Annotated in this window: 21 protein-coding genes; 13 read left to right on the forward strand and 8 right to left on the reverse strand. The window is 68.5% G+C overall.

The genetic code is table 11. The features are described from left to right. Positions 1-18: 18 nt before the first annotated feature. The 7 genes from GJG85_RS17520 (at position 19) to GJG85_RS17550 (ending at position 8,385) form a co-directional block, all read left to right on the forward strand. Positions 19-1,923: a dipeptide ABC transporter ATP-binding protein gene (locus GJG85_RS17520; RefSeq protein WP_089489284.1), complete on the forward strand. Its 1,905-nt coding sequence runs from the start codon at positions 19-21 to the stop codon at positions 1,921-1,923. Between the two features lie 102 nt (positions 1,924-2,025). Continuing rightward, positions 2,026-3,588, forward strand: a complete 1,563-nt coding sequence (gsiB, locus tag GJG85_RS17525; RefSeq protein WP_089489285.1) for a glutathione ABC transporter substrate-binding protein GsiB — start codon at positions 2,026-2,028, stop codon at positions 3,586-3,588. A gap of 67 nt (positions 3,589-3,655) precedes the next feature. After that, complete coding sequence (gsiC, locus tag GJG85_RS17530; protein ID WP_050010825.1) at positions 3,656-4,576, forward strand: glutathione ABC transporter permease GsiC; 921 nt, start codon at positions 3,656-3,658, stop codon at positions 4,574-4,576. 7 nt (positions 4,577-4,583) lie between these two features. Then, positions 4,584-5,477, forward strand: a complete 894-nt coding sequence (gene gsiD, locus GJG85_RS17535; RefSeq protein WP_050010827.1) for a glutathione ABC transporter permease GsiD — start codon at positions 4,584-4,586, stop codon at positions 5,475-5,477. Further along, on the forward strand, positions 5,477-6,559 hold the full coding sequence (locus GJG85_RS17540; RefSeq protein ID WP_050010828.1) for a P1 family peptidase: 1,083 nt from the start codon (positions 5,477-5,479) through the stop codon (positions 6,557-6,559). The genes gsiD and GJG85_RS17540 overlap by 1 nt, the downstream gene beginning before the upstream one ends. Further along, positions 6,556-7,383, forward strand: a complete 828-nt coding sequence (locus GJG85_RS17545) for a M55 family metallopeptidase (RefSeq protein WP_124594662.1) — start codon at positions 6,556-6,558, stop codon at positions 7,381-7,383. Before GJG85_RS17540 ends, GJG85_RS17545 begins: the two co-directional genes overlap by 4 nt. A 222-nt stretch (positions 7,384-7,605) precedes the next feature. Further along, the gene (locus tag GJG85_RS17550) at positions 7,606-8,385 is read left to right on the forward strand and encodes a helix-turn-helix transcriptional regulator (protein WP_050010830.1); all 780 of its coding nucleotides are present in this window, start codon (positions 7,606-7,608) and stop codon (positions 8,383-8,385) included. Between the two features lie 428 nt (positions 8,386-8,813). On the opposite strand, the gene pcaG is transcribed toward GJG85_RS17550, so the two are convergent. From pcaG to GJG85_RS17565, 3 genes are all read right to left on the reverse strand, one after another. Further along, the gene (gene pcaG / locus GJG85_RS17555) at positions 8,814-9,407 is read right to left on the reverse strand and encodes a protocatechuate 3,4-dioxygenase subunit alpha (RefSeq protein WP_050010832.1); all 594 of its coding nucleotides are present in this window, start codon (positions 9,405-9,407) and stop codon (positions 8,814-8,816) included. 3 nt (positions 9,408-9,410) lie between these two features. Next, the gene (gene pcaH / locus GJG85_RS17560) at positions 9,411-10,118 is read right to left on the reverse strand and encodes a protocatechuate 3,4-dioxygenase subunit beta (protein WP_006489685.1); all 708 of its coding nucleotides are present in this window, start codon (positions 10,116-10,118) and stop codon (positions 9,411-9,413) included. A 275-nt stretch (positions 10,119-10,393) separates the two neighbouring features. Continuing rightward, a complete protein-coding gene (locus tag GJG85_RS17565; RefSeq protein ID WP_050010835.1) occupies positions 10,394-10,960 on the reverse strand; it encodes a YiiX/YebB-like N1pC/P60 family cysteine hydrolase in 567 nt (188 codons plus the stop codon). 120 nt (positions 10,961-11,080) lie between these two features. Between GJG85_RS17565 and GJG85_RS17570 the strand changes: the two genes are divergently transcribed. The 4 genes from GJG85_RS17570 (at position 11,081) to GJG85_RS17585 (ending at position 13,740) form a co-directional block, all read left to right on the forward strand. After that, the gene (locus GJG85_RS17570; protein ID WP_050010837.1) at positions 11,081-11,818 is read left to right on the forward strand and encodes a helix-turn-helix transcriptional regulator; all 738 of its coding nucleotides are present in this window, start codon (positions 11,081-11,083) and stop codon (positions 11,816-11,818) included. 77 nt (positions 11,819-11,895) lie between these two features. Beyond that, positions 11,896-12,882: a pca operon transcription factor PcaQ gene (gene pcaQ, locus GJG85_RS17575; RefSeq protein ID WP_050010839.1), complete on the forward strand. Its 987-nt coding sequence runs from the start codon at positions 11,896-11,898 to the stop codon at positions 12,880-12,882. A 128-nt stretch (positions 12,883-13,010) separates the two neighbouring features. Continuing rightward, positions 13,011-13,370, forward strand: coding sequence for a type II toxin-antitoxin system RelE/ParE family toxin (locus GJG85_RS17580; protein WP_050010840.1), 360 nt, complete (start codon positions 13,011-13,013; stop codon positions 13,368-13,370). 73 nt (positions 13,371-13,443) lie between these two features. Next, positions 13,444-13,740, forward strand: a complete 297-nt coding sequence (locus GJG85_RS17585; protein WP_012338300.1) for an XRE family transcriptional regulator — start codon at positions 13,444-13,446, stop codon at positions 13,738-13,740. A 96-nt stretch (positions 13,741-13,836) separates the two neighbouring features. Here the strand turns inward: GJG85_RS17585 and GJG85_RS17590 are convergent, their stop codons facing one another. From GJG85_RS17590 to GJG85_RS17600, 3 genes are all read right to left on the reverse strand, one after another. After that, positions 13,837-15,111 (reverse strand): amino acid permease, encoded by a 1,275-nt coding sequence (locus GJG85_RS17590; protein WP_050010842.1) that lies wholly within the window; start codon positions 15,109-15,111, stop codon positions 13,837-13,839. 139 nt (positions 15,112-15,250) lie between these two features. Next, complete coding sequence (locus GJG85_RS17595; protein ID WP_124630315.1) at positions 15,251-19,759, reverse strand: DEAD/DEAH box helicase; 4,509 nt, start codon at positions 19,757-19,759, stop codon at positions 15,251-15,253. 277 nt (positions 19,760-20,036) lie between these two features. Beyond that, positions 20,037-20,561 (reverse strand): metal-dependent hydrolase, encoded by a 525-nt coding sequence (locus tag GJG85_RS17600; protein WP_089489288.1) that lies wholly within the window; start codon positions 20,559-20,561, stop codon positions 20,037-20,039. 398 nt (positions 20,562-20,959) lie between these two features. On the opposite strand from GJG85_RS17600, the gene ggt reads away from it, so the two are divergent. Together ggt and ppk2 are read left to right on the forward strand one after the other, a co-directional pair. Beyond that, the gene (gene ggt / locus GJG85_RS17605) at positions 20,960-22,681 is read left to right on the forward strand and encodes a gamma-glutamyltransferase (protein WP_050010847.1); all 1,722 of its coding nucleotides are present in this window, start codon (positions 20,960-20,962) and stop codon (positions 22,679-22,681) included. A gap of 280 nt (positions 22,682-22,961) precedes the next feature. Beyond that, the gene (ppk2, locus tag GJG85_RS17610; RefSeq protein ID WP_050010849.1) at positions 22,962-23,912 is read left to right on the forward strand and encodes a polyphosphate kinase 2; all 951 of its coding nucleotides are present in this window, start codon (positions 22,962-22,964) and stop codon (positions 23,910-23,912) included. Positions 23,913-24,055: 143 nt separating this feature from the next. On the opposite strand, the gene GJG85_RS17615 is transcribed toward ppk2, so the two are convergent. Next, positions 24,056-24,643, reverse strand: coding sequence for a YigZ family protein (locus GJG85_RS17615; protein WP_050010850.1), 588 nt, complete (start codon positions 24,641-24,643; stop codon positions 24,056-24,058). A gap of 163 nt (positions 24,644-24,806) precedes the next feature. After that, positions 24,807-25,664 (reverse strand): LysR family transcriptional regulator, encoded by an 858-nt coding sequence (locus GJG85_RS17620; protein WP_050011079.1) that lies wholly within the window; start codon positions 25,662-25,664, stop codon positions 24,807-24,809. Positions 25,665-25,740 lie beyond the last annotated feature (76 nt).

Below are 25,740 nucleotides of genomic sequence, written 5' to 3' on the forward strand. Positions count from 1 at the left end.
CGCACGAGGAGAGATGCCATGACTTCGAGCCGTAATCCGTCGCCCCTGACGTTGCCCGAGCAGCGCGTGGTGGCCGTCGACGACCTGTCGGTCACGTTCCGCCGCGAAAACGCGACGTTCGACGCGGTGCGCAACGTGTCGTTTCACGTCGATCGCGGCGAGACGCTCGCGATCGTCGGCGAATCGGGCTCGGGCAAGTCGGTCACGTCGCTCGCGCTGATGCGGCTCGTCGAGCACGGCGGCGGCGAGATCACGAGCGGCCGGATCGCGTTCCGGCGCCGTGGCGGCGCGCTGGTCGATCTCGCGCGGGCGAGCGCCGCGACGATGCGCGGCATCCGCGGCGCGGACATCGCGATGATCTTCCAGGAGCCGATGACGTCGCTGAACCCGGTGTTTACGGTCGGCGACCAGATCAGCGAGGCGATCGCGCTGCACCAGTCGAAGAGCGCGGCCGAAGCCCGCGCGGAAGCGCTGCGGCTGCTCGATCTCGTGCGCATCCCGGAAGCGCGCCGCGTGTTCGCGCGCTATCCGCACCAGTTGTCGGGCGGGATGCGACAGCGCGTGATGATCGCGATGGCGTTGTCGTGCCGGCCCGCGCTGCTGATCGCCGACGAGCCGACGACCGCGCTCGACGTGACGATCCAGGCGCAGATCCTGCAACTGGTGCGCGGGCTGCAGGACGAAATGAACATGGGCGTGATCTTCATCACGCACGACATGGGCGTGGTGGCCGAAGTGGCCGATCGCGTGCTCGTGATGTATCGCGGCGAGAAGGTCGAGGAGGGCGAGTCGGACCGCATCTTCGCGACGCCCGCGCATCGCTACACGCGCGCGCTGCTCGCGGCCGTGCCGCGGCTCGGCTCGATGCAGGGCACCGACGCACCGGAGAAATTCCCGCTGTTGAAGGTGGACGGCACGAACGCGACGGCCACGGCCGCGACGACGGCGTCCGCGGCGAACGACGCGCAGCCGCCCGTCGATCATGCCGCGCCGCCGATCCTGCGCGTGCGCGATCTCGTCACGCGGTTTCCGGTGAAGAGCGGCGTGTTCGGCCGCGTGTCGCAATACGTGCATGCGGTCGAGCGAGTGAGCTTCGAGCTGCGTGCGGGCGAGACGCTCGCGCTCGTCGGCGAATCGGGCTGCGGCAAGTCGACCACCGGCCGTTCGCTGCTGCGTCTCGTCGAATCGCAAAGCGGCTCGATCGAATTCGACGGCCGCGACATCAGCGCGCTGAAGGGCCCGGACCTCCAGGCGCTGCGTCGGAACATCCAGTTCATCTTCCAGGACCCGTTCGCGTCGCTGAACCCGCGCCTGACCGTCGGCTTCTCGATCATGGAGCCGCTGCTCGTGCACGGCGTCGCGAGCGGCAGCGAAGCGCAGGCGCGCGTCGACTGGCTGCTCGACAAGGTCGGCCTGCCGCCGGATGCCGCGCGCCGCTATCCGCACGAATTCTCGGGCGGCCAGCGCCAGCGGATCGCGATCGCGCGTGCGCTCGCGCTGAATCCGAAGGTCGTGATCGCCGACGAGTCGGTGTCGGCGCTCGACGTGTCGGTGCAGGCGCAGATCGTCAACCTGATGCTCGACCTGCAGCGCGAGCTCGGCGTCGCGTACCTGTTCATCTCGCACGACATGGCGGTCGTCGAGCGCGTCAGCCATCGCGTCGCGGTGATGTATCTGGGCCAGATCGTCGAGATCGGCCCGCGCCGCGCGGTGTTCGAGGCGCCGCAGCATCCGTACACGAAGAAGCTGATGAGCGCGGTGCCGGTGGCCGACCCCGCGCGCCGGCATGCGCCGCGCCAGCTCGCGGCGGACGAGATTCCGAGCCCGATCCGCGCGGTCGGCGACGAGCCGGTCGTCGCGCCGCTCGTCGCGGTCGGCCCCGATCATTACGTCGCGACGCATCGCGTGGGCGGCGCGTATTGAGGAGTGGCGTCGTGCGCCGCGATGACGGTGCGCGAACCAGCAGGCAGTCGAAACCGAAACGCCCGTGAGGCGTCACCGATTCACCGATAGGAGCCCAGCAAAATGAGCAAGCAGCATCCGTTTCCGATGTTTCGTCCGCGCGCATGCTTCGTCGCGCTCGCCGGCGCGTTCGCGCTGTCGGCCGCGCTGCCCGCGTTCGCGCAGCAGACCGCGGTGATGGCGGTGGATTCGACCTTCACGACGATGGACCCGTACGACGCGAACGACACGGTGTCGCAGGCGGTCGTCAAGTCGTTCTACCAGGGGCTGTTCGGCTTCGACAAGGACATGAAGCTCGTCAACGTGCTCGCGACCGGCTATGAAGCCAGCCCCGACGCGAAGACGTACACGATCAAGCTGCGCTCGGGCGTGAAGTTCCACGACGGCACCGATTTCAACGCGGCGGCCGTGAAGGCGAACTTCGACCGCGTGACCGATCCCGCGAACCATCTGAAGCGCTACAACATGTTCCGCGTGATCGAGAAGACCGAAGTGGTCGATCCGACCACCGTGAAGGTCACGCTGCACGAGCCGTTCTCGGCGTTCATCAACACGCTCGCGCACCCGTCGGCCGTGATGATTTCGCCGGCCGCGCTGAAGAAGTGGGGCCGCGACATCGCGCTGCATCCGGTCGGCACCGGGCCGTTCGAGTTCGTCGAATGGAAGCAGACCGACGACCTGAAGGTGAAGAAGTTCGCCGGCTACTGGAAGAAGGGCTATCCGAAGATCGACGCGATCGACTGGAAGCCGGTGGTCGACAACAACACGCGCGCGGCGCTGATGAAGACGGGCGAAGCCGATTTCGCGTTCCGCATTCCGTTCGAACAGGCGGCCGACCTGAAGAGCAACCCGAAGGTCGACGTGGTCGAGCGGCCGTCGATCGTGCAGCGCTACGTGTCGCTGAACATGCTGCAAAAGCCGTTCGACAACCCGAAGGTGCGCCAGGCGCTGAACTACGCGGTGAACAAGGAAGCGCTCGCGAAGGTCGCGTTCTCCGGCTTCGCGACGCCGTCGACCGGCGTGGTGCCGCAGGGCGTCGATTACGCGACGAAGCTCGGGCCCTGGCCGTACGACCCGGCGAAGGCGCGTGCGCTGCTGAAGGAAGCCGGCTATCCGAACGGTTTCGAGACGACGCTGTGGTCCGCGTATAACAACTCGACGTCACAGAAGGCGATCCAGTTCGTGCAGCAGCAGCTCGCGCAGGTCGGCGTGAAGGTGCAGGTGCAGGCGCTGGAGGCCGGCGAACGCGTCGCGAAGGTCGAGAGCGCGCCGGATCCGGCGAAGGCGCCGGTGCGGATGTACTACATCGGCTGGTCGTCGTCGACCGGCGAAGCGAACTGGGCGATCACGCCGCTGCTGGCCGGCGCATCGGCGCCGCCGAAGCTGGTCAACACCGCGTACTACAAGAACGACACGGTGGACGGCGACCTGACGAAGGCGCTGGAGACGGTCGACCGCGCGAAGAAGGCCGAGCTGTACGCCGATGCGCAGAAGCAGATCTGGGCCGATGCGCCGTGGATCTTCCTCGTGCAGGAGAAGATCGTGTATGCGCGCAGCAAGCGGCTGCAGGGCGCGTACGTGATGCCGGACGGCTCGTTCAACTTCGACGAGATCTCGCTGAAATGACGGCGGCTTGCCCGCCACGCAGTGCCGGCGGCGCGGGCCGCCGGTGCGCTGATTCGATCGGTGTCCCATGCTGAATTTCCTCGTCAAACGCCTGTTCGGCCTGCTGCCCACGCTCGCGATCGTCGCGGTGCTGGTGTTCCTGTTCGTGCATCTGCTGCCGGGCGACCCGGCGCGGCTCGCGGCCGGTCCCGAAGCCGACGAGGCGACCGTCGCGCTCGTGCGCGCCGATCTCGGGCTCGACCGGCCGCTGCCCGCACAGTTCGCGCGTTTCTTCGCGAAGATCGCGCACGGCGATTTCGGGATGTCGACGCGCAGCAAGCGGCCGGTATCGACCGAGATCGGCGAGCGCTTCATGCCGACGCTGCTGTTGACGCTCGTCAGCATGGGTTGGGCGACGGCGTTCGGGATGGCGATCGGCATTGCGTCGGCGGTCTGGCGCAATCGCTGGCCTGATCGGCTCGGCATGACGCTCGCGGTGTCGGGCATCTCGTTTCCTGCGTTCGCGCTCGGCATGCTGCTGATGGAGATCTTCTCGGTGAAGCTCGGCTGGCTGCCGGTCGTGCCGGACGGCACGTGGAAGAGCTACGTGCTGCCGTCGCTGACGCTCGGCGCCGCGGTCGCGGCGGTGATGGCGCGCTTCACGCGCGCGTCGTTCGTCGAAGTGCTGAACGAGGATTTCGTGCGCACCGCGCGCGCGAAGGGCGTGCATGAACCGATGGTCGTGCTCAAGCACTGCCTGCGCAACGCGATGATCCCGGTCGTCACGATGATGGGGCTGCAGTTCGGCTTCCTGCTCGGCGGCTCGATCGTCGTCGAGGCCGTGTTCAACTGGCCGGGGCTCGGGCGCCTGCTGGTCGACGCGGTGACGATGCGCGACTACCCGGTGATCCAGGCGATCGTGCTGCTGTTCTCGCTGGAATTCATCCTGATCAACCTGACCGTCGACGTGCTGTACGCGGTCATCAACCCGACCATCCGGTTCAAGTGAGGCCCGCATGAACGCGACTGTCCAGCCCGCGGCGCCGGCCGCAACGACCGCGATCCGTACGCCGTGGCGCGAATTCTGGCGCAAGTTCCGCAAGCAGACCATTGCGCTCATTGCGGGCGGCTTCGTGCTGGCGCTCGTCGTGCTCGCGTTCGTCGGCCCGCACATCGTGCCGTTCGATCCGGAAAACTATTTCGACTACGACGCGCTGAACGCGGGGCCGTCGGCCGTGCACTGGTTCGGCGTCGATTCGCTCGGCCGCGACATCTTCAGCCGGATCGTCGCGGGCACGCGCATCTCACTCGCGGCCGGCTTCTTCTCGGTGGCGCTCGGCGCGGTGATCGGCACGTTCTTCGGGCTGCTCGCCGGCTATTACGAAGGCTGGTGGGACCGCATCACGATGCGCGTCGCCGACGTGCTGTTCGCGTTCCCGGGCATCCTGCTCGCGATCGGCGTGGTCGCGATCCTCGGCAACGGGATGGTCAACGTGATCTGCGCGGTCGCGATCTTCAGCATCCCGGCGTTCGCGCGGCTCGTGCGCGGCAACACGCTGATGCTCAAGCACATGACCTACGTCGAGGCCGCGCGCAGCATCGGCGCGTCCGACTGGACGATCATCATGCGGCACATCCTGCCGGGCACCGTGTCGTCGGTCGTCGTCTACTTCACGATGCGGATCGGCACGTCGATCATCACCGCCGCGAGCCTGTCGTTCCTCGGGCTCGGCGCGCAGCCGCCGACGCCGGAGTGGGGCGCGATGCTCAACGAGGCGCGCGCGGACATGGTGACGGCGCCGCACATCGCGGTGTTCCCGAGCCTCGCGATCTTCCTGACCGTGCTCGCGTTCAACCTGCTCGGCGACGGGCTGCGCGACGCGCTCGACCCGAAGCTGGAGCGCCGTTGATGCAGGCTGCGCCGATGTGGGCCGCGACGCTGCCGGCCGGGCCGCGCGGCACGATCGCCGACGTGCCGGGCGTGATGGTCGGTCATTGCACGCTCGACACCGGCAGCGTGCAGACGGGCGTGACCGTCGTGAAGCCGCATCCGGGCGACGTGTACCGCAGCAAGGTGCCGGCGGGGGCGGCCGTGATCAACGGTTTCGGCAAGAGCGTCGGGCTCGTGCAGGTCGACGAACTCGGCACGCTCGATACGCCGATCGCGCTGACCAATACGTTCGGCGTCGGCGCGGTCGCAGAGGCGCAGATCCGCGCGGCGATCGCCGCGAATCCGCGGATCGGCCGCGACTGGCCGACCGTCAATCCGCTCGTGTTCGAGTGCAACGACGGTTACCTGAACGACATCCAGGCGTTCGCGGTCACCGCCGCGCATTACGACGACGCGTGCCGCGCGGCGTCGCGCGACGTCGCACGCGGGGCGGTGGGCGCCGGGCGCGGGATGTCGTGCTTCGACCTGAAAGGCGGGATCGGTTCCGCGTCGCGCGTCGCCGTCGCGGCCGGCCGCCCCTATACGGTCGGCGCGCTCGTGCTCGCGAATTTCGGCCGGCTGCCGATGCTGACGCTCGGCGGCGTACCGCTCGGCCGCGTCGTCGCGCAACGGCGCGCGGCCGACGCCGCGCACGCGGCGCCGCCCGAGCAGGGCTCGATCATCCTGTTGCTGGCGACCGACGCGCCGCTCGACGCGCGGCAGTTGTCGCGGCTCGCGCGCCGCGCGGCGGCGGGGCTGGCCCGCACCGGTTCCGTGTACGGGCATGGCAGCGGCGACATCGCGCTCGCGTTCTCGACCGCCTACACGATCGCGCCTGACGCATCGACGATCGCGCTGCCGGCCCTCGTGGCCGATGCGGCGCTCGATCCGCTGTTCATGGCCGCGGCCGAAAGCGTCGAGCACGCGATCGCCGACGCGTTGCTGCAAGCGGTAACGGTCGCCGGGCGCGACGGCCACGTGCGGCCATCGCTGCGCGACGCGGTGCCCGATCTCGACCGGTGGTTCAACGAATACAACGAAGGACGTTCGACCCTGTCATGAAGATCCTGATCTCGACCGACATCGAGGGCGTCGCCGGCGTATTCGCGACCGAGCAGACGCGCGCCGGCAATCCGGAATACGAGCGCGCGCGCCGCTGGATGACCGCCGAGGCGAACGCGGCGATCGAAGGCGCGTTCGCGGGCGGCGCGCAGGCCGTCTGGGTCAACGATTCGCATGGCGGCTTCCGCAACCTGCTGCCCGACGGGCTCGATGCGCGGGCGCGCGTCGTGCTCGGCAAGCCGCGTACGCTCGGGATGATGACGGGCGTCGAACAGCAGCCCGATCTCGTGTTCATGATCGGCTATCACGCGAAATCGCAGACGCGCGGCGTGCTCGCGCACACGATCAACAGCTTTGCGTTCACGCAGGTGTGGCTGAACGGCGTCGAGCTCGGCGAAGCCGGGCTGTACGGCGCGCTGGCGCGCGAATACGGCGCGCATGTCGCGCTCGCGACCGGCGACGACGTATTCGCCGAGGAAACGCAGCCGCTGTTTCCGGACGCGCGTTTCGAGACGGTCAAGACGGCCGGCGGCGCATCGAGCGGCGAGACGCTGACGCCGTCGGCGTCGTGCGCGCGGATCGCGACCGCCGCGCGGGAAACGGTCGCGCATGCGCTGTCGTCCGGCGTGCGCGCAGGCGCGCATCGGCCCGCGCCGGCCGCTTGCACGCTGCGCGTGCAGACGGTCGCGCTCGCCGACCTGTTCTGCGTGCTGCCGTCGCTCGAGCGCGTCGATGCGGTGACGCTGCGCTTCGACGGGCCGTCGGTCGAGCACGTGGTGCGCACGCTGAACAGCCTGTCGGCGATGTCGTTCATGCTCCGGTGATGCGTGCCGCGACGCCGCCGCCGGTGCGCGGCCGGTCAGCCGGTCGCGACGGTGCCAACCGTCGCGGCGAGCAGGAATGCTTCCATTGCCGCAACCGGCGAGAACGGCGTCTCGTTCATCGGATGGGTGTTGGCCGCGAGGTCGCGCAACGGTGGAGCGAGTCGTGGATCGTTCGAAGGCGACCGCCTTCGATATCGGGTCATTGATGATGGAATTCGGGCCGTGAGAAATACGCAGCTAGATCCCTACGAACACATTCCCCGGAGCGTGGTCGTGACCGCCAACGACTATGCGGGGGGCACGACGTTTCCGGATCACGCGCACGTGCGCGGACAATTCGCGTTCGCGTCGCGCGGCACGATCAGCGTGTCGACGCCGCACGGCCGCTGGCTGGTGCCGCCGCAGCGCGCGTGCTGGGTGCCGGCCGGCGTGCGGCACGAAATGACGATGACCGGGCCGGTCACGATGCTCAACGCGTTCGTGGCCGCGGACGCCGCGCAGGCGGCCGGGCTGCCCGCGCAGTGCGGCGTGTATGGCGTGTCGCCGCTGCTGCGGCAACTGCTCGACGATGCGGTCGACCTGCCGGCGATGTACGACGTCGACGGCCGCGCGGGCAAGCTGATGGATCTGCTGGTCGCCGAAATCGCGACGATGCCGCGCCTGTCGCTGCATGCGCCGCTGCCGGCCGACGCGCGGCTGGCGAAGGTGTGCCGGCACCTGTTCGCGGCGCCGTCGATCGCGGCCGATCTCGACCGGGTCGCGGCCGACGCGGGCGTGAGCCGGCGCACGTTCACGCGGCAGTTCCGCGCGCAGACGGGCGTGAGTTTTGCCGCGTGGCGCCAGCAGGTGTGCATGCTCGCGGCGATTGCCCGCCTGACCGACGGGCAGCCGGTGACGCGCGTCGCGCTCGATCTCGGCTATGCGAGCGCGAGTGCGTTCACGTCGGCGTTTCGCCGCATTCTGGGCGACACGCCGAGCCGGTATCTGGAGAGTCGCCGCTAGGCGGTGCCTGCCGCCAAAAAATACGCGTCCGCCAACTTCGGCCAGACGCGTTCAAAGGCACTCCGTGTGAAAAAATGCGCGACCGGCCTGTCGGGCAGCGTCGCGCATCGTCCATATCATTGTTGCTTCGTCCGATTCAATCCTGCCAGCTCGTTGCGGATAACGAAGCATACGCTGCATAACGCGCAAACGATATCGTGTCGATCCCACGATTCATGTGCTGTCGCAGCATGCGTTCCGATTGCGCATGCGATATCGGAGCGGAAAACCGATGAGGACGGGCATCCGCGGCTCCCCCGGTCACGATGCGCCGCACCATCGAATGCGGGCGACGGAGTCCCCCAAACGCCGCGTGGCGCGATGCCCATCGGTATCGCGCCACGCGGCGGTGCGGTTGCAGGCGAAGCCGACGTGCGCCGGCGCACGCGTCAAACGTCGAAGAACACGGTTTCGTCCGGCCCCTGCATGCGGATGTCGAAGCGATAGACGACCGGCCGGCCCGGCTGCGCGTCGCGTTTCGCGACGAGCGTCGCGCGGCGCTCGGCGGGCACCGCATTCAGCACGGGGTCGGTCGCGTTCGCGGCGGCCTCGTCGTCGAAGTACACACGCGTGAACGCATGGGTGAGGATCCCGCGCATCATCACGGTCACGTTGATGTGCGGCGCGTCGTCGGCGGCGACGCGGCCCGGCTTCACCGTCTCGACGACGAAGCGCTGCTGCGGATCGGTGCCCGTGCCGACGCGCGCGAAACCCGTGAAGCCGGATTTCGCGATGTCGTCGCGCGACGCGGGATAGCGGCCCGCGCCGTCCACCTGCGTGAATTCCAGCACCGCGTCGCCGACGACGTTGCCGTCGCCGTCGAACACCTGCCCGACCAGCAGCACATGCTCGCCTTCGGCGTGCGCGGCGGCAATCGTCGGCGTGAACAGGCTTTTCAGGTCGTAGTCGTATTGCTGCGGGCACAGGCCGTACGCGAAGTACGGGCCGACCGTCTGCGAAGGGGTTTGCTTCAGCGTCGTCATGGTTCAGCGCTCCATCGGGGTGGCGTCGCGGCCGCGCAGCACGATGTCGAATTCGTAGCCGAGCGCATAGCCTTCTTCGGTGATGTCCATCGAGAAGCGCGAGATCAGGCGATCGCGCGCGGCCTCGGGCGTGCCCTGGAAGATCGGGTCGTACGCGAGCAGCGGATCGCCGGGGAAGTACATCTGCGTGACGAGACGCGAGCCGAAGTAATCGCCGAACAGCGAGAAGTGGATGTGATTCGGACGCCACGCGTTCGGATGGTTGCCCCACGGATACGCGCCGGGCTTGATCGTCAGGAAGCGGTAGCGGCCTTCGTCGTCGGTCAGGCAGCGGCCGGCACCGAGGAAGTTCGGGTCGAGCGGTGCGTCGTGCTGGTCGACCTTGTGCACGTAGCGGCCGGCCGCGTTGGCCTGCCACACCTCGACGAGCGTGTTGCGCACGGGCTTGCCGCCTTCGTCGAGCACGCGGCCGGTGACGACCATCCGCTCGCCGAGCGGCTCGCCGTTCTTCACGGCGTTCTTCGTCAGGTCATGGTCGAGCGCGCCGAGATCTTCCGCGCCGTAGACGGGCGCGTACTGGTCGCGCAGCTTCTCCTTCAGCGGGATCAGCGGGCGGGTCGGGCCGCGCTTGACGGACGAACGGTACTCGGGGTGAACATAGGCCGGATGCGACGGCCAGTCGCGCGGCGTGAGGATCGTGGGGGAATCCATCGGGCGTCTCCTGTCAGTTTTTCGCGAAGTGGATGGCACGACTTTAGCCAATCCGGAAAGTTATGCAAAATGACCTTTTTTCGCGAATCGCATAACCGTTCGTTATGTTCGTCCTGACAATGAAAATTCCGCCGGACAGGCAACCTGTCCGGCGGAAAAAGCGATCGGGCTTCGCGTCGTCGGTGACGACCCCGTGCACGGCCCTCCAGCCAGCCCGTCGCTGTTTTTTGTCTTTCGTTCTCGTTGTTATCCGGTCTCCCCGAGCGTGCCCGTCGTCATGGATGGCGGGGATCGAAGACGATCCCGTCGAATTCGAGCACCAGCGTGCCGCTGCGCAGCAGGGCCGACGGTGTCGACGCGTGGCCGGCGCCGAGCACGTCGGTCACGTACTGCGCGCAGAAGCTGCGCCGCGCCCGCAGGTTCAAGCGACTGCCGAGCAGCGCATCGATTCGCTGTTCGGCCAGCGCATGGACGTGACGCTGCGCGTCGGCCGACGCTGCCGCGACGCGGCGCGCCAGTGCGATGCGTCCGCCGTCGGTACGGGCGACGAAGCGCGACAGCGGCGTGAGCTTCGTCCACGCAAACGCGGTGGACTCGGCGATCAGCGGTTCGTCGCCCGACGTATCGACGACGATGCCGAAGCGATTGGCCCAGGTGTCGACCGCGCCAGCCGCGGCATCCGATGCACCGGCCGGTACGCGGATGAACACCAGATCGCCGACATGTGCGCCGGCGGCCAGCGTGCGCACGGTCGCGAGCGGCATCGTGCGATCGGTGTCGCGTGCATCGCGCGGGGCGGCGTGGTGCGGTTCGCAGAGGGCAGTGTCGATTCGGGTCGTCATTTCGGCTCCGTCGTTGCGTGACAGGACGGAGCGGATTATGCAGACAAGTAACCAAAAGTGCTGATGTGGATGCGCAAGTAGCCTAATATCCGACCTCGAGCATCATTTTTCGATACCGCCATGACCGAGACCGCCCAACTCATCGAAACGCTGAAGCGCCAGCTGAAGGCGCAGGGAATGACTTACCGGGACGTCGCGCGTGCGCTGGACGTGTCCGAGACGAGCGTGAAGCGGCTGTTCGCGAGCGGCCGCTTCACGCTGGAGCGTGTCGCGGAGATCGCCCAGCTGCTCGGCTATACGCTCGCCGAGCTCGTGCAGGAAGCGTCGGCGTCCGCGCCGCGCTTGCGCGTGCTGACCGAGCAGCAGGAGGCGTTGCTGGTGTCGGACGAGAAACTGCTGCTGGTCGCCGTCTGCGCGATCAACTACTGGACCGTGCAGGACATCGTGTCGGCCTATCGGCTCACGCAGGCCGAGTGCGTGAAATATCTGCTGATGCTCGACCGGATGAACGTGATCGCGCTGCTGCCCGGCGACCGGATTCGCGTGCGCGTCGCGCGCGATTTCGACTGGCTGCCGGGCGGGCCGATTCGCCGCTACTTCCATGCGCACGTGCTCGACGACTTTCTCGGCAGCCGCTTCGACGGCCCGGGCGAGACGATGACGTTCCTGCAGGGGATGCTGACCGATGCGGCCGCCGCGGAGCTCGAACAGGAACTGCGGCGGCTCGCCAGCAAGGCGGCGGCGCTGCATGCGGAGTCGTCGTCCGCGCCGCTGGGGCAGAAGCACGGTACGGCCCTGCTGATCGCGAAACGGATCTGGGAGCCGACGGGATTCCACGCGCTGCGGCGCCATGCGTGATGCCGCGCCGAATGCTTGGGCCTTTCCGGAAAGTTATGCAAAATGGCGATTCATCATCATTCGCATAACCACCCGTTATGAATAACCGTATCGCCGACGGCCGTGTCAAATTCCGGCACCTGCAGTGTTTTCTCGCGGTCGCGCAGCTGGGCGGCGTGCAGAAGGCGGCCGAAAGCCTGTCGATCACGCAACCGGCCGTGTCGAAGACGATCGCCGAACTGGAGGCGATCCTCGGCGTGAAGCTGTTCGAGCGCGGCCGGCACGGCGCGCAGCCGACCCGCGAAGCGCAGCTGTTCATGCCGCACGCGAACGCGTGCGTGCTGGCGCTGCGGCAGGGCGTCGGGCTGCTGGCGCGCGAGGGCGGGGCCGCCGCCGCGACGCTGGAAATCGGCATGCTGCCGACCGTCGCGGCCTCGCTCGCGCCGGCCTTGATGAAGGCACTGACCGCACGCTGGCCGCGCATCGTCGTACGGATCGCGACGGCCGCGAACGCCGAGTTGCTCGAGCGTCTGAAATCCGGCGCGATCGAGTGCGCGATCGGTCGGCTGTCGGAGCCCGAGCGGATGATCGGGCTCGCGTTCGAGCAGTTGTACAACGAGCCGCTCGTCGCGGTCGTGCGCGCCGGGCACCCGCTGCTCGCGAGCGCGGCGCCGGCCGCCGAGCTGGCGCGCTATCCGGTCGTGCTGCCGCCGTTCGGCACGCTGATCCGCCAGTCGGCCGAGCAACTGCTCGGCGCATGCGGCGCGCCGCCGCTGGATTCGTTCATCGAGGTGCTGTCGGTATCGGTCGCGCGCGCCTTGGCGCTCGAGAATGACGCGGTCTGGTTCGTGCCGCTCTATGCGGCCGAATACGATCTGTCGGCAGGCGCGCTGGCGCGCCTGCCGCTGCCGTCGGCGGGCACCGACGAGCCGGTCGGGCTCGTGCTGCGTACCGATGCGCAACCGTCGCCGGTCGCGCGGACGCTGATCGACGCGGTGCGCGACATCGCGCGATCGCGGTTCGGCGATGCGCACCCGCACCGGGCGCCGCGTGCGGCGCGCAAGCCCGGTCGCGGCAAGCGTTGATTCATCGGGCCGGGCGACGCGCCGGGCCCGATCTCCTTTCTTGCTGCAGGGATCCGCCATTCGGCCAGTAGCCGTCATAGGGGTGCTTGGCATATCGTACCGTTTTTGATACGATTGGCGGCAAGACGATGACGAGACAGCAGATTCAGGCCACGCTCGGCGTGCGGTTCTTTCGCTCGGCCCGCGGCAACGAGCCGGTGCGCGAATGGCTCAACGCGCTCGGGCAAGTGGATCGAAGGGCGATCGGCGAAGAGATCAAGACCGTTCAACTCGGCTGGCCGCTCGGCATGCCGCTGGTCCGCAAGATGGCGAAGGATCTGTGGGAGATCCGCGTGGCGGTGCCGGGGCGCAGCGCACGCGTGCTGTTCACGGTCGTCGGCGACACGATGGTGCTGTTGCACGGCTTCTTCAAGCAGTCGCAGGCCACACCGTCGGACGATCTCGACGTCACCGTCGCGCGCCTGAAAACGCTGATGCGCGCCATCTGAATTCCCCGGTTGCGCCGGAATACACCGTCTCCGACGGTCGGGCAGCCGGCAACGCCATGCACTGGAGTACGACATGACGACCACGAACAATCCGCATATCGGCAGCGATTTCGATGCCTTTCTCGAAGCGGACGGCAATCTCGAAGCGGCCACCGCCACCGCGATCAAGCGCGTGATCGCGTGGCAGATCGGGCAGGAAATGAAGGCGCAGCACATCACGAAAACCGCGATGGCCGCGCGGATGAAAACCAGCCGCGCCGCACTCAACCGTCTGCTCGACGAAACCGACACGAGCCTCACGCTGGCGACGCTCGCGAGCGCGGCCGCCGCGCTCGGCAAACGGCTCAGCTTCGAGCTGGTGCCGGCCTGACCGGCGCGAACGAACGGCGCACGGGCGGCTCGACGTGATGGTTCGCGCGCCGGGCGGGGCGAGCGGGCCGGCGTCGGCCCGCGGGCGCATGCCGGGTCATTTGCGCGGGCCGGCGACCTGCAGATAAAGCAGTGCGCCGCCCGCGAGCAGTAGCGGGAACAGGAAATACCAGCCGGTCGTCATGAACAGTCCGGCCACCGCAATCAGCGAAATCCACGCGCAGCGATACGCGATGCCGCCACGCGGCAACAGTTTCAGCGCGGCCGCCGCGCCGAGCCCATACACCATCACGAAACATCCGGACGTCACAAGCACGAGCGGCTTCGGCCCGACGTCCGACAGCGCCGTGGCGGCCAGTGCGACGGCCGCGAGCACGGCGATCACGCCGAGGCTGCGGCGCGGCACGCCGCCCACCTGGCTGCCTTGCGCGAGCCACGCAGGCAACGCGCCGTCGCGTCCGAGCGCCGCGCCGAGCTTGGCCGCGCCCGCGAAATACGCGTTCATCGTGCCGAGCGTGAGCAGCAGCGCGGCGGCCGCCGCCAGCACTTGCGCATGGCCGCCGATGCCGCCCGCGATCAGTTCGGCGAGCGGCGCGCCCGATGCGCCTGCGGAAGGCCCGAGCACCGTCACGCTCGCGGCGGCGACCGACAGATACAGGAACCCGACGACCACGACCGCGATGCCGGCCGAACGCGGCATGTCGTGCGCGGGCCGGCGGAATTCGGCGGCGAGATGGGTGATCGCTTCCCAGCCGGCGAAGCTCCACACGAGCAGCGCGGCGGCCTGGCCGACGGCGAGCCAGCCATGCGGGGCGAATGGATGCAGGTTCGCGGTGCGCGCATGCGGCGCGGACGCAAGCACCGCGGCGAGCAGCAGCGTGACGAGCAGCGCCGACAACACCAGTTGCATGCGGCCCGACACGGTGACGCCGAATGCATTTGCGGCCGACACGGTCGCGATCAGCGCGGCGGCGGTGACGATGACCGTCGTGTGTCCGCCGCCCGTAACGGCCGCGACGTATGCACCGCCGAACATCGCGGCCGCCGGTGCGCCGGCAGGCACCGCGAAATAGAAGCACCAGCCGACGATGGCGGCAGCCTTCGGGCCGAATGCACGCCGCGCGTAGGTCGACACACCGCCCGCATCGGGATAGCGGGCGCCGAGTGCGGCGAAGGTGGCCGCGAGCGGCCCGGACAGCACGACGAGCGCCGCCCATGCGAGCAGCGAGGCCGGCCCCGCGACTTCGGCGGCGAGCGCGGGCAGCGCGATCACGCCGGTGCCGAGCACCGCGCCGATATAAAGCGCGGCGCCCTGGAAAATGGTCAGCGAACCCGCGTGATGAGCAGCGGGCGAATCGGCATGCGAAGGCATGAGCGGCAGTCTCCGGGAGTCTTGTTTTGTGTGGACGACGCGCGAAAGCCCGCGCGGTCGATCACCGATGCTACCCGAACGATGGCGCTCGCGCGGCCCGGCGATGAGTAGTCTCGTGCCGCGACCGTGTCAGCCGATGTCAGCAGGAACGCGCGAGCCGCAGGCGCGCGTCCTCGCGCGCGGCAGGCGACAGGTCGGGCGCGTAATGGAACGTGCCCGATACCAGCGAGGCGACGGGCACGCCGTCGCGGAACAGCACGCGATTGCCGGCCAGCGCCGGCACCTTGTCGCCGGGCAACAGCGTGCCGGCGAGATTCAGCGGATCGGCGCCCGTCACGCATAGGTATTGTCCGTCGCCCGGTTGCCGTCGGAGTTCGCGCAGGATCGGGATGGCCTCGGGCAGCGCGAACTGCTCGCCCGCGAGCCCGGCGACGAAGCGACCGCCGCGAATCTCGCCGCGTGCTTCGAGGCGCTGCAGCACGCGCACGAGTTCGCGCCAGCTGGGCAGCCAGTCGGCTTCGCGTTCGAGCAGCCGCCAGAACACGACGCCGTAGCGGCGCAGCAGCGTCCACACGATATGTTCGAGCGCGTCGGGATCGGTCGTGGCGAGGTTGCGTTTCGGTGCAGGCGTGTCGTCATCCGGCGGTGCCTGACGCTGTACGAGCGCCCAGCGGCCGGCGTCGTCCATCCCGCCGATCAGCGCGCCGCCGCGGCGCGTGCGTGGCGCATACGTCGCGCTGCGCTTGACGGCCGGCTTCAGCAGCGCGCGCAGGCCCGCGTAGCTGTCCGCATTCACGAGGCCGGCCGACACGAGTTCGCCGAGCGCCTGTTCGAGTTCGACGGGCAGCATGTGCAGGTCGTCAAGCAGCGCATCGAAGAACATCGCGCCGTGCGCGGCGAGTGCGTCGCGCACTTGCGTGGCGCGCGCGGACAGCGCCGGTTGCGCATCGGGGTCCCGCAGCGCCTGCCACGCGGAAAGATGACGGCGTGGCAGCAGCACGATTGGCGTCGTCTTCACGGGCGTGCCGGCCGCGCGCGCCGGCGCGCCGATGCGGGTCCACACGAGCTTGCCCGAGCGGCACAACTCGTCGAGGCCGCCCGCCGTGTAGTCGGTGAGCCGCGCGGGCAGCAGCGCGTCTTCCCACGCGCTTGCCGCGGCCTCGTAGCCTTCGAGCTGTTCGACAACGGCTGCCAGCGCGTCGCGGCCGGTGCCGCGCGTGTCGGGCGTCAGGTGCTGCCAGTGGAACAGGAAGCGCATGAAATCGGCGCGTTCGACCGGCTCGATCTCACGACGCAGCCGCTTCACCGTATAGCGATGAATGCGCGCGAGCAGATGGCGTTCGCACCATTCGTCGATCGTCGCGCCCGGCGTGAAGCGGCCGCGCATCACGTAGCCTTCGCGCTCCAGCGCCGCGAGCGCCGTCGCCACCGACGCGGGCGGCAGCCCGAGCGGCGCGGCGATCGCATCGAGCGTCAACGGCCCGAAGCCGGTGAGCCGCGCGCGGATCACGTCGACGAGCGCCGCATCGGCTTCCCACGGCTGCACGCATGCGGCCGGCACCTTGAGCGCTGGTGTCGCACGGGCGTCCGCATGCAGCGCGCGCAGGCAGACGAGCCGCTCGACCGGCACCCACAGCGCGGCGCCGCACGGCGTGGCGAGTTTCGTCGCGCGGCGGCGTTCCGCGAGTTCCGCCAATCGCTCGGGCCAGCCTGCGTGCGCGTGCGCCTCGCTGTCGGCGACGCACGCGAGCGTGAGCAGCGCATCATGCATTTCGTCGGCGTCGCGCACGAGCGGCCACGCTTCGTCACGCACCGCGTCGATTGCGTCGGCGTCGAGCGCACCGAGATCGTCGGCCGATTCGGGATCGCTCCAGCGGCGCGACTGCACGGCCTGCGTGCGGCGTTCCTCGAGCGGCGCATCGTCGAGGAATGCGTAGGGCTTCGCGTTCAGGATCTCGGCCGCGAGCGGCGACGGCGCGGGCAAGTCGCGCGCGACGAGCTCGATCGCGCCGCTTTCGATCCGGCGCAGCAGCGCGAGCCAGCCGTCGGTGTCCATCGCGTCGTGCAGGCAGTCGTCGAGCGTCTGGTCGACGAGCGGATGATGCGGAATCTCGCGTTCGCCGACGATGTTCTCGAGGCACGCGACCTGATCGGGGAACACCGTCGCGAGCAGATCGTCGCTCTTCATCCGCTGCAGTTGCGGCGCGGTGCGCCGGCCGCCGGTGAAACGCGGCAGCGCGAGCGCGGTGGTCGCGTTCCAGCGCCAGCGCACGCCGAACATCGGTGCGTCGAGCAGCGCCTGGGTCAGCACGTGCTCGGCGCTGGCCGAACGCAGGTAGCGCCACACTTCGTCGAGCGCGAAGCTGTGCGCGAGCGACAGCGACAGGATGATCGCGTCGTCGGTCGCGGCGGCCTGCAGTTCGAAGTTGAAGTTGCGGCAGAAGCGCTTGCGCAGCGCGAGCCCCCAGGCGCGGTTGATCCGGCTGCCGAACGGCGAATGGATCACGAGCTGCGTGCCGCCCGATTCGTCGAAGAAACGCTCCATCACGAGCGTGTCCTGCGTCGGCAACGCGCCGAGCGCGGCGCGGGTGCGCGCGAGGTAGTCGGCGATCTGGCGCGCGGCGTCGGGCGACAGGTGCAGATCGTCGACGAGCCAGCGCAACGCGGGGGCGAGGCGGCTTTCGGTGGGGGCGAGCGCGGTGCCGCCGGGCGCGTTGTCGGGCGAGGCGGGCTGCGCGTCAGTCTCGGCGGCCGCTTTTCGGCGTTTGCCGCGGGTAGTCGTCTTGCCTGCCTCGGTGACGTTCGCGTGCTTCGCCGCGTCGGTCCGCGCCTGCCGGTCGCCATCGGCGAACAGTCCGTCGAGCCGCGCGCGCAGCCGGCCGACCGCCGCCGACAGCTCGTCGCTGCGCCCGAGCCCCTCGCCGAGCCAGAACGGAATGCTCGGCGATTGACCCTGCGCATCCTCGACACGCACGCGGCCCGTCTCCACACGAATGATCCGGTACGACTGGTTGCCCAACTGGAACACGTCGCCGGCCAGGCTCTCGATCGCGAAATCCTCGTTGACCGTGCCCACCTGGATGCCCTGCGGTTCGAGCAGCACCGCGTAGTCGGCCATGTCGGGGATCGTGCCGCCGGAAGTGGTCGCGGTCATCATCGCGTTGCGGCGGCCGCGCACGGTGCCGCCCACCACGTCGCGATGCAGGTATGCGCCGCGCACGCCGCGCCGGCTCGTGAACCCTTCGGCGAGCATCTTCATCACTTCGTCGAAGCGCTCGCGCGTCAGCCGCGCGTACGGCGCGGCGCGCGTGAAGCTCGCATACAGCGCGTCTTCCTGCCATTCCGTGCACGCGACTTCGGCGACGATCTGCTGCGCGAGCACGTCGAGCGGCGCTTCGGGAATCCGCAGCGCGTCGAGTTCGCCGCGCTGCACGCAGTCGAGCAGCGCCGCGCATTCGACCAGCTCGTCGCGCGACAGCGGAAAGAGCCGCCCCTTCGGCACGCCGCCGACGTGGTGCCCCGAGCGGCCGACGCGTTGCAGGAACGGCGCGATGCCGCGCGGCGAGCCGACCTGGCAGACGAGATCGACGTCGCCGATGTCGATGCCCAGTTCGAGCGACGCGGTCGCGACGAGCAGTTTCAGTTCGCCGCGCTTCAGGCGCTGCTCGGCGTCGAAGCGGTGCTCCTTCGCGAGACTGCCGTGATGCGCGGCGATCGCGTCCTTGCCGAGCCGGTCGGCGAGATGGCGCGCCATGCGCTCGGCGGTGCGGCGCGTGTTGACGAACACCAGCGTCGTGCGGTGCGCGGCCGCGAGCCCCGCGATGCGGTCGTACACCTGTTCCCACACGTCGGTCGCCATCACCGGTTCGAGCGGCACGTTCGGCAGTTCGAGCGCGAGATCGCGCTCGCGTGTGTGGCCCGTGTCGACGATCGCGCAGTCGCGCGGCGCGTCGGCCGGCCCGCCGACCAGGAAGCGCGCGACCGCGTCGATCGGCTTTTGCGTGGCCGACAGCCCGATGCGCGGCAGCGCGCGGCCGACCAGCGCGTCGAGGCGTTCGAGCGACAGCGCGAGATGGCTGCCGCGCTTGGACGACGCAAGCGCATGGATTTCGTCGACGATGACCGAGCGCACGTTCGACAGCATTTGCCGCCCCGACGTGGACGACAGCAGCACGTACAGCGATTCGGGTGTGGTGACGAGGATGTGCGGCGCGCGCTTGCGCAGCGCGGCGCGTTCGGCCTGCGTCGTGTCGCCGGTGCGCACCGCGGTGCGGATCGCGGGCACCGGCAGGCCGAGTTGCGCGAGCGATTCCGCGATGCTGGCGAGCGGCGCGTCGAGGTTCACGTGGATGTCGTTCGACAGCGCCTTCAGCGGCGATACGTAGACGACCAGCGTCGCGTCGGGCAGCGTGCCGTCATGCGCGAGCGCATCGCGCACCAGATCGTCGAGCGCGCACAGGAACGCGGTGAGCGTCTTGCCGGAGCCGGTCGGCGCGGCGACGAGCGTCGAGCGGCCGGCCTTGATGTGCGGCCACGCGAGCGCCTGCGCGCCGGTCGGCGCGGCGAACGTGCGCCGGAACCACGCGGCGACGGCCGGGTGGAACACGTCGAGCGCGCGGGCGGCAGGGCGGGTAGCTGTGACGTCCATCGGAGCGTTGAAATAGGGTGCGAGCGGGGGGCGAGCGTGCGACGGATCGCACGCGAATCGAATTGTCAGTGTGCCAGACGCCGCGCGCGCGTGCCGGGCATGCGTGCCGACGATTCCAATTCAGATGGGGGCCCGCGCCGTGCTTTCAATCGACGGAAAGTTGCGTGCCCGCCGGCACGCCGAGCGCGCGCTGAATTGTGTCGAATTGCAACTGGGCCGAGCCCCAAGCCTGAATTTTTCCGAACAGCGGAACGTGCGTGATGAGCGCGAACCGCTCCTAGACGCGATGCAGCCAGCCGAGCCAGTGTTCCACCAACGGCGCACGCGACCACAGCGACTGCGCGAGCCACAGCGTGCCGCCCCACGCGGCGGCCACGACGATCAGGTCGCAATGCCCGCTGTTCCACAGGTTCAGCGAATGGCGCCGCCAGATCCACGGTACGCCGAGCGGATTGGGCCAGTCGGCGAGCAGGTGCATCACGCCGCCGCAGGCGAAGCCGAACAGCGGCGCGGCCCACAGCGGATGCGGATGATGGGTGAGCCCGTGCCAGCCGAGCGCGAGCAGCGCGACCCAGCCGATACCCCAGTGCGTGAGGGTGCGATGCGTGATCCACAGGCGGCGTTTGCGGCTCCACCAGGCGACTTCGAGCCAGTCGGGCGCGGTGCCGCCCGCGACGCCCGCCGCGAACGCGGCGAGCATGCCCGAATGCCACGGGCCGGTTGCGCCGGTTTGCGCGACGAGGACGGCGGCGGCGACGCCGGCCGCGAAGCCGGACGCGTGATGCGCATTGTGTGATGCCATAGCGAGCGAGACGAGGAAACGTGAAGCGGCGCGTGCACGAAACGATGATGCGGCGCGCAAGCGGGGCGCTATCTTCGCAGATCGGCCTGAGCCGCGCGCGGCGCGTTTGCAGATTTTTTTACGCGCAATGCACGGCATGCCGCGCGATTCGCAACTTTCGGTTTTGTGCATTGCGCGACGGCGCGCGCCGCAGGCGGTGCCGAACGCTCCACGTGTGCGTCGCGGCGCCGCAACGTGACCGGCCGCACACACGCGGCACGCTTTCGTCGCGCGCCGCGTGTTCGACCCTTTTTGTGCCCCTATACTACGAAGCCGGCATATGGCCGTCGGCGCGCCAGCGGCCATCCACGGATCAGGTGCTTGTCGTGCCTGAAGGAGATCCACATGGGGGACATGCAATGACTACGCTGAATCGCTTCAAATCATCCGCCGCCGTGCTGGCGACGGTGGCCGGCATCGGCTTCCTGCCGAACGCGCCCGCCTACGCGAAGGGGCCGCAGCCCGCGGTCCTGACGAGCTCGGCGGTGGCGGTGGCCGACAAGTACAGCGCGGATGCCGCGGAGCGGATCTTCAAGGAAGGCGGCAACGCGATCGACGCAGCCGTCGCGATCGCGTTCACGCTGGCCGTCACGTACCCGGAAGCCGGCAACATCGGCGGCGGCGGCTTCATGACGATCTACAAGGACGGCAAGCCGTACTTCATCGATTACCGCGAGCGCGCGCCGCTCGCCGCGACGAAGGACATGTACCTCGACAAGGACGGCAACGTCGTCAAGGGCATGAGCCTGTACGGCCCGCGCGCGGTCGGCGTGCCGGGCACCGTCGCGGGCATGTGGGAGGCGCAGAAGCGCTTCGGCAAGCTGAAGTGGAAGCAGGTGCTCGCGCCGGCGATCCACTACGCGCGCGACGGCTTCGTCGTCGACGAACAGCTCGCGCAGCGCGGCGTCGACGCATCGAAGGAGTTTGGCGGCAAGACCAACTTCGACAAGTATTTTTCCGGACTGAAGGCCGGCGCGAACTTCAAGCAGCCCGATCTCGCCGACGTGCTGACGCGCATCGCGAACGGCGGCGCGGAGGGCTTCTACAAGGGCAAGACGGCCGAGCTGATCGCCGCGTCGATGAAGACCGGCGACGGCAACGGGCTGATCACGACCGAAGATCTCGCGCAGTACCGCGCGGTGTGGCGCCAGCCGGTGCAGGCGAAGTGGAACGGCTATGACGTGATCACCGCGCCGCCGCCGAGCTCCGGCGGCATCGGCCTCGTGCAGTTGCTGAAGATGAAGGCCGACCTCAAGCAGGACTTCGAGGGCGTGAAGCTCAACTCGCCGCAGTACATCCACCTCGTCGCGGAAATCGAAAAGCGCGTGTTCGCCGATCGCGCGCAGTATCTCGGCGATCCCGACTTCTACAAGGTGCCGATCGCGCAGCTGACCGACGACGCGTACATCGCGAAGCGCGCGGCCGAGGTCAACCCGAAGGAGCCGTCGGACACGAAGAGCGTGCAGCCGGGCCTCGGCACGACGATGCCGGAGAAGGCTGAAACGACGCACTTCTCGGTGGTCGACAAGTGGGGCAACGCGGTATCGAACACGTACACGATCAACGGCTATTTCGGCTCGGGTGTGATCGCCGACGGCACGGGCATCGTGCTGAACGACGAGATGGACGACTTCTCCGCGAAGCCGGGCGTCGCAAACATGTTCGGCGTGGTCGGCAGCGACGCGAACGCGATCGAACCGAAGAAGCGCCCGCTGTCGTCGATGTCGCCGACGATCATGACGAAGGACGGCAAGGTGTCGCTGGTGATCGGCACGCCGGGCGGCTCGCGCATCTTCACGTCGATCTTCCAGGTGATCAACAACATCTACGACTTCAAGATGCCGCTGAAGGAAGCGGTCGGTGCGATGCGTTTCCATCACCAGCTGCTGCCGCCGAACACGATCTTCTGGGAGCCGTACCACCCGATCGAAGGCGAACTCGCGAAGCAGATCGAGGCGCGCGGCTATACGCTGAAGGGGCAGGATTTCAGCGGCGACATCCAGGTCATCAAGATCGACGGCAAGACGCCGGAGGCGATGGCCGATCCGCGCGGGCGGGGCGTGACGCGGGTCATTCGTTGACGTTGACGCGAAGCGATGCGTGCGCGTTGGCGACAGCCGCCGCGCGCGCCGTTCGGCAGCCGGTGTGTCGACCCGGCTGCCGAATTTTTTCAGCCGGTCGTTCGGATGAAGCCCGCGATCCGCGCGGCAATGGCTTCGGGCGGATCCTCGAGGCAGCCGTGCCCGATGCCGGTCCGCTCATTTCGCTTCCGACGGGCTTGGCCGCCCGTTTTCATGAATTTGACGCGCGACGCTGGGATAATGGACAAGTTTGGCTGCGTCAATGATGGAAGGAGGCCCCATGGGCGACAACGATACCCGCACCGAGACCGACAACCGCACCGATACGGACCCGATGGAAGCGCGCCAGCGCCGTTTCGAGGAGGATCTCGTCGACGCCTACGACGAAGAGCTCGAGATGGAGCTCGACGACCGCCGCTTCGACGACGGCGAGGACCTGCTGTTCTCGCCCGAGCGTCGCGAGGCGCGCAAGGAATATTTCCGCGAGCTGTTCCGGCTGCAAGGCGAGCTCGTGAAGCTGCAGGACTGGGTCGTGAATACCGGACACCGGCTCGTCGTCATTTTCGAGGGGCGCGACGCGGCCGGCAAGGGCGGTGCGATCAAGCGCATCACGCAGCGCCTGAACCCGCGCGTGTGCCGGGTTGCCGCGCTGCCGGCGCCGAACAACCGCGAGCGCACGCAATGGTACTTCCAGCGCTATGTCGCGCATCTGCCGGCCGGCGGCGAGATCGTGCTGTTCGACCGCAGCTGGTACAACCGTGCGGGCGTCGAGCGCGTGATGAATTTCTGTACCGACGACGAGTACGAGGAATTTTTCCGGTCGGTGCCCGAGTTCGAGAAGATGCTCGTGCGCAGCGGGATCCAGATCGTCAAGTACTGGTTCTCGATCACCGACCACGAGCAGGAGCTGCGCTTCCAGAGCCGGATCGCGGATCCGCTGAAGCAGTGGAAGCTGAGCCCGATGGACCTCGAAAGCCGCCGCCGCTGGGAGGCTTATACGGCCGCGAAGGAAGAGATGCTGCAGCGCACGCATATTCCCGAGGCGCCGTGGTGGGTCGTGCAGGCCGTCGACAAGAAGCGCGCACGGCTGAACTGCATTCACCATCTGCTGGGCCAGGTGCCGTATCACGAGGTGCCGCGCCCGACGATCGATCTGCCGCAGCGCGAGCATCACGAGGATTACATTCGCCGGCCGGTGCCGGACAACATGATCGTGCCGGACGTTTATTGAGCGATTCGCCCGGTCGATCGCAATGCGACGAAGCGCGCCGCGGTATGCGGCGCGTTTTTTTTGAGGTCTGGCGGAGGGTGGGCGGTTCGAATGCATGCAGTGCATGCGTACGCGCGCGCCGCGTGGGCTGTCGCCGCAACGGCTCAAAGATCAGGAAACCCCGAGCGCCCCTGCGTCAGATCGAACAGTTCGGCTCTTGTCGCGGCTTCGGCGGTTTCGGGCAGCTTGATCACGAGCTTCACCGTCATCCCGTACGCGCTCTCCACCAGTTCATAGCCGGCTTGTTCGATCCAGCGGCGCACGCGCGCCTCTTCCGGGTAGCCGATCTCGACCGCGAGCCGCGTGCGCCGAATGCGCTCGACGCGCTCGGCATCGAGCAGCGCCGATGCGATCGCATCCGTATACGCACGCACCAGCCCGCCCGCGCCGAGCTTCACGCCGCCGTAGTAACGCACGACCGCGCCGAGCACGCCGTCGAGGTCGTGATGGCGCAGCACTTCGAGGATCGGCCGGCCCGCGGTGCCCGACGGCTCGCCGTCGTCCGACATACCGGACTGGCCGCCCGCCAGCAACGCCCAGCACACGTGGGTGGCCGCCGGATGCTCGTCGCGCAGGCGTTGCAGGACCTGCATCGCGGCATCGCGGTCCTCGACCGGAACCGCGTACGCGATGAAACGGCTCTTGCGGATTTCGAGTTCGCGGATGGTGGAGGCGGCGAGCGAGTAACTCATGCGTCGCGACGCGGAAAGTGTAGGGAAATCAAGGCGATGATAGCTGGTCGATGCGTTTGACGGGGGCCCGTGGACGAATGGATATCGTCTGCATGAGCGCGGGGCAAAGACGGAATTTTACCGTGGCGCGCGTCGAAGCATTTCGATGCCGCTGCGCACGGCATCAACGCACGCCGACCGACGACCGCAGCGCCGCGCCCAGCGTGCGCAGCGCCTGCCGGGCGTGCGCATCGGTCAGATTCGAGTAGAGCACCACGTCGCGCGTCGGCAACGGCGGCAGCCCGTAGCGCATCCCCATGTCGACGGTGCCGGCGGGCGCCACGCGATGCCCGAGCGCCGCGATGGCCAGCCCCGCGGACACCGCCGCGCCGATCGTCGCCACGCCGCCGCCGACGAAGACTTCCGTCCACGCGACACCGGCTTCGTCCAGCGCGTCGACCGCCATGCGGCGCACGCTGCACGGTTCGGCCTGCGTGGCGAGCCGCAGCGGTTGCGGCGGATGGTATTCGAAATCGGCCGCCGCCATCCAGCCGAACGACTCCGACAGAATGGTTTCGCCGTCGAGCCGCCGGCTGTCGTGCTGCAGCGCGACGGCCGCATCGAGCAGGCCGCGATCGAACGCATCGAGCACGTCGCGCGACGCGGCGACGCGGATCTCCAGCACCAGCGCCGGCTCCGCTTCGCTCATCCGCCGCAACAGCATCGGCAGATCGGCGCCGACGACATGGTGGCTGACGCCGATCACCAGCCGTCGCCGGCTCGTGCCGAATGCGCTGATTGCGCCATGGTGAGCAGCCACCAGTTCGCGCGCCGGCTCCAGGAACGCGGTGCCGTCGGCCGACAGACGAACCTGCCGCGGCGTGCGTTCCAGCAGGCGGCGGCCGAGCCCGTCTTCCAGCCGCTTGATCTTCAGGCTCACCGCGGACTGCGTGGTGTCCAGCGCCTCCGCCGCCCGCGTGAAGCTCTTGAGATCGGCGGTCAGCACGAATGCCTGCACGGCTTCGATGTCGAGCGTTTTCATCGCACCCTCGGTCATTTAAAAATCGAATCATTGAAATATTCTGCCATCGTCTTTTCAAATGATTCAAGGTCTTCTA

This window comes from Burkholderia sp. MS389 (assembly GCF_016899425.1).
GTDB classification, from domain to species: Bacteria; Pseudomonadota; Gammaproteobacteria; order Burkholderiales; family Burkholderiaceae; genus Burkholderia; species Burkholderia sola.

Excerpts from the sequence above, each read along its gene's own strand:
- GJG85_RS17520 (WP_089489284.1), top strand. The coding sequence starts at position 19 with ATGACTTCGAGCCGTAATCCGTCGCCCCTGACGTTGCCCGAGCAGCGC.
- gsiB (WP_089489285.1), top strand. The coding sequence starts at position 2,026 with ATGAGCAAGCAGCATCCGTTTCCGATGTTTCGTCCGCGCGCATGCTTC.
- gsiC (WP_050010825.1), top strand. The coding sequence starts at position 3,656 with ATGCTGAATTTCCTCGTCAAACGCCTGTTCGGCCTGCTGCCCACGCTC.
- gsiD (WP_050010827.1), top strand. The coding sequence starts at position 4,584 with ATGAACGCGACTGTCCAGCCCGCGGCGCCGGCCGCAACGACCGCGATC.
- GJG85_RS17540 (WP_050010828.1), top strand. The coding sequence starts at position 5,477 with ATGCAGGCTGCGCCGATGTGGGCCGCGACGCTGCCGGCCGGGCCGCGC.
- GJG85_RS17545 (WP_124594662.1), top strand. The coding sequence starts at position 6,556 with ATGAAGATCCTGATCTCGACCGACATCGAGGGCGTCGCCGGCGTATTC.
- pcaG (WP_050010832.1), bottom strand. The coding sequence starts at position 9,407 with ATGACGACGCTGAAGCAAACCCCTTCGCAGACGGTCGGCCCGTACTTC.
- pcaH (WP_006489685.1), bottom strand. The coding sequence starts at position 10,118 with ATGGATTCCCCCACGATCCTCACGCCGCGCGACTGGCCGTCGCATCCG.
- GJG85_RS17565 (WP_050010835.1), bottom strand. The coding sequence starts at position 10,960 with ATGACGACCCGAATCGACACTGCCCTCTGCGAACCGCACCACGCCGCC.
- GJG85_RS17570 (WP_050010837.1), top strand. The coding sequence starts at position 11,081 with ATGACCGAGACCGCCCAACTCATCGAAACGCTGAAGCGCCAGCTGAAG.
- pcaQ (WP_050010839.1), top strand. The coding sequence starts at position 11,896 with ATGAATAACCGTATCGCCGACGGCCGTGTCAAATTCCGGCACCTGCAG.
- GJG85_RS17580 (WP_050010840.1), top strand. The coding sequence starts at position 13,011 with ATGACGAGACAGCAGATTCAGGCCACGCTCGGCGTGCGGTTCTTTCGC.
- GJG85_RS17585 (WP_012338300.1), top strand. The coding sequence starts at position 13,444 with ATGACGACCACGAACAATCCGCATATCGGCAGCGATTTCGATGCCTTT.
- GJG85_RS17590 (WP_050010842.1), bottom strand. The coding sequence starts at position 15,111 with ATGCCTTCGCATGCCGATTCGCCCGCTGCTCATCACGCGGGTTCGCTG.
- GJG85_RS17595 (WP_124630315.1), bottom strand. The coding sequence starts at position 19,759 with ATGGACGTCACAGCTACCCGCCCTGCCGCCCGCGCGCTCGACGTGTTC.
- GJG85_RS17600 (WP_089489288.1), bottom strand. The coding sequence starts at position 20,561 with ATGGCATCACACAATGCGCATCACGCGTCCGGCTTCGCGGCCGGCGTC.
- ggt (WP_050010847.1), top strand. The coding sequence starts at position 20,960 with ATGACTACGCTGAATCGCTTCAAATCATCCGCCGCCGTGCTGGCGACG.
- ppk2 (WP_050010849.1), top strand. The coding sequence starts at position 22,962 with ATGGGCGACAACGATACCCGCACCGAGACCGACAACCGCACCGATACG.
- GJG85_RS17615 (WP_050010850.1), bottom strand. The coding sequence starts at position 24,643 with ATGAGTTACTCGCTCGCCGCCTCCACCATCCGCGAACTCGAAATCCGC.
- GJG85_RS17620 (WP_050011079.1), bottom strand. The coding sequence starts at position 25,664 with ATGAAAACGCTCGACATCGAAGCCGTGCAGGCATTCGTGCTGACCGCC.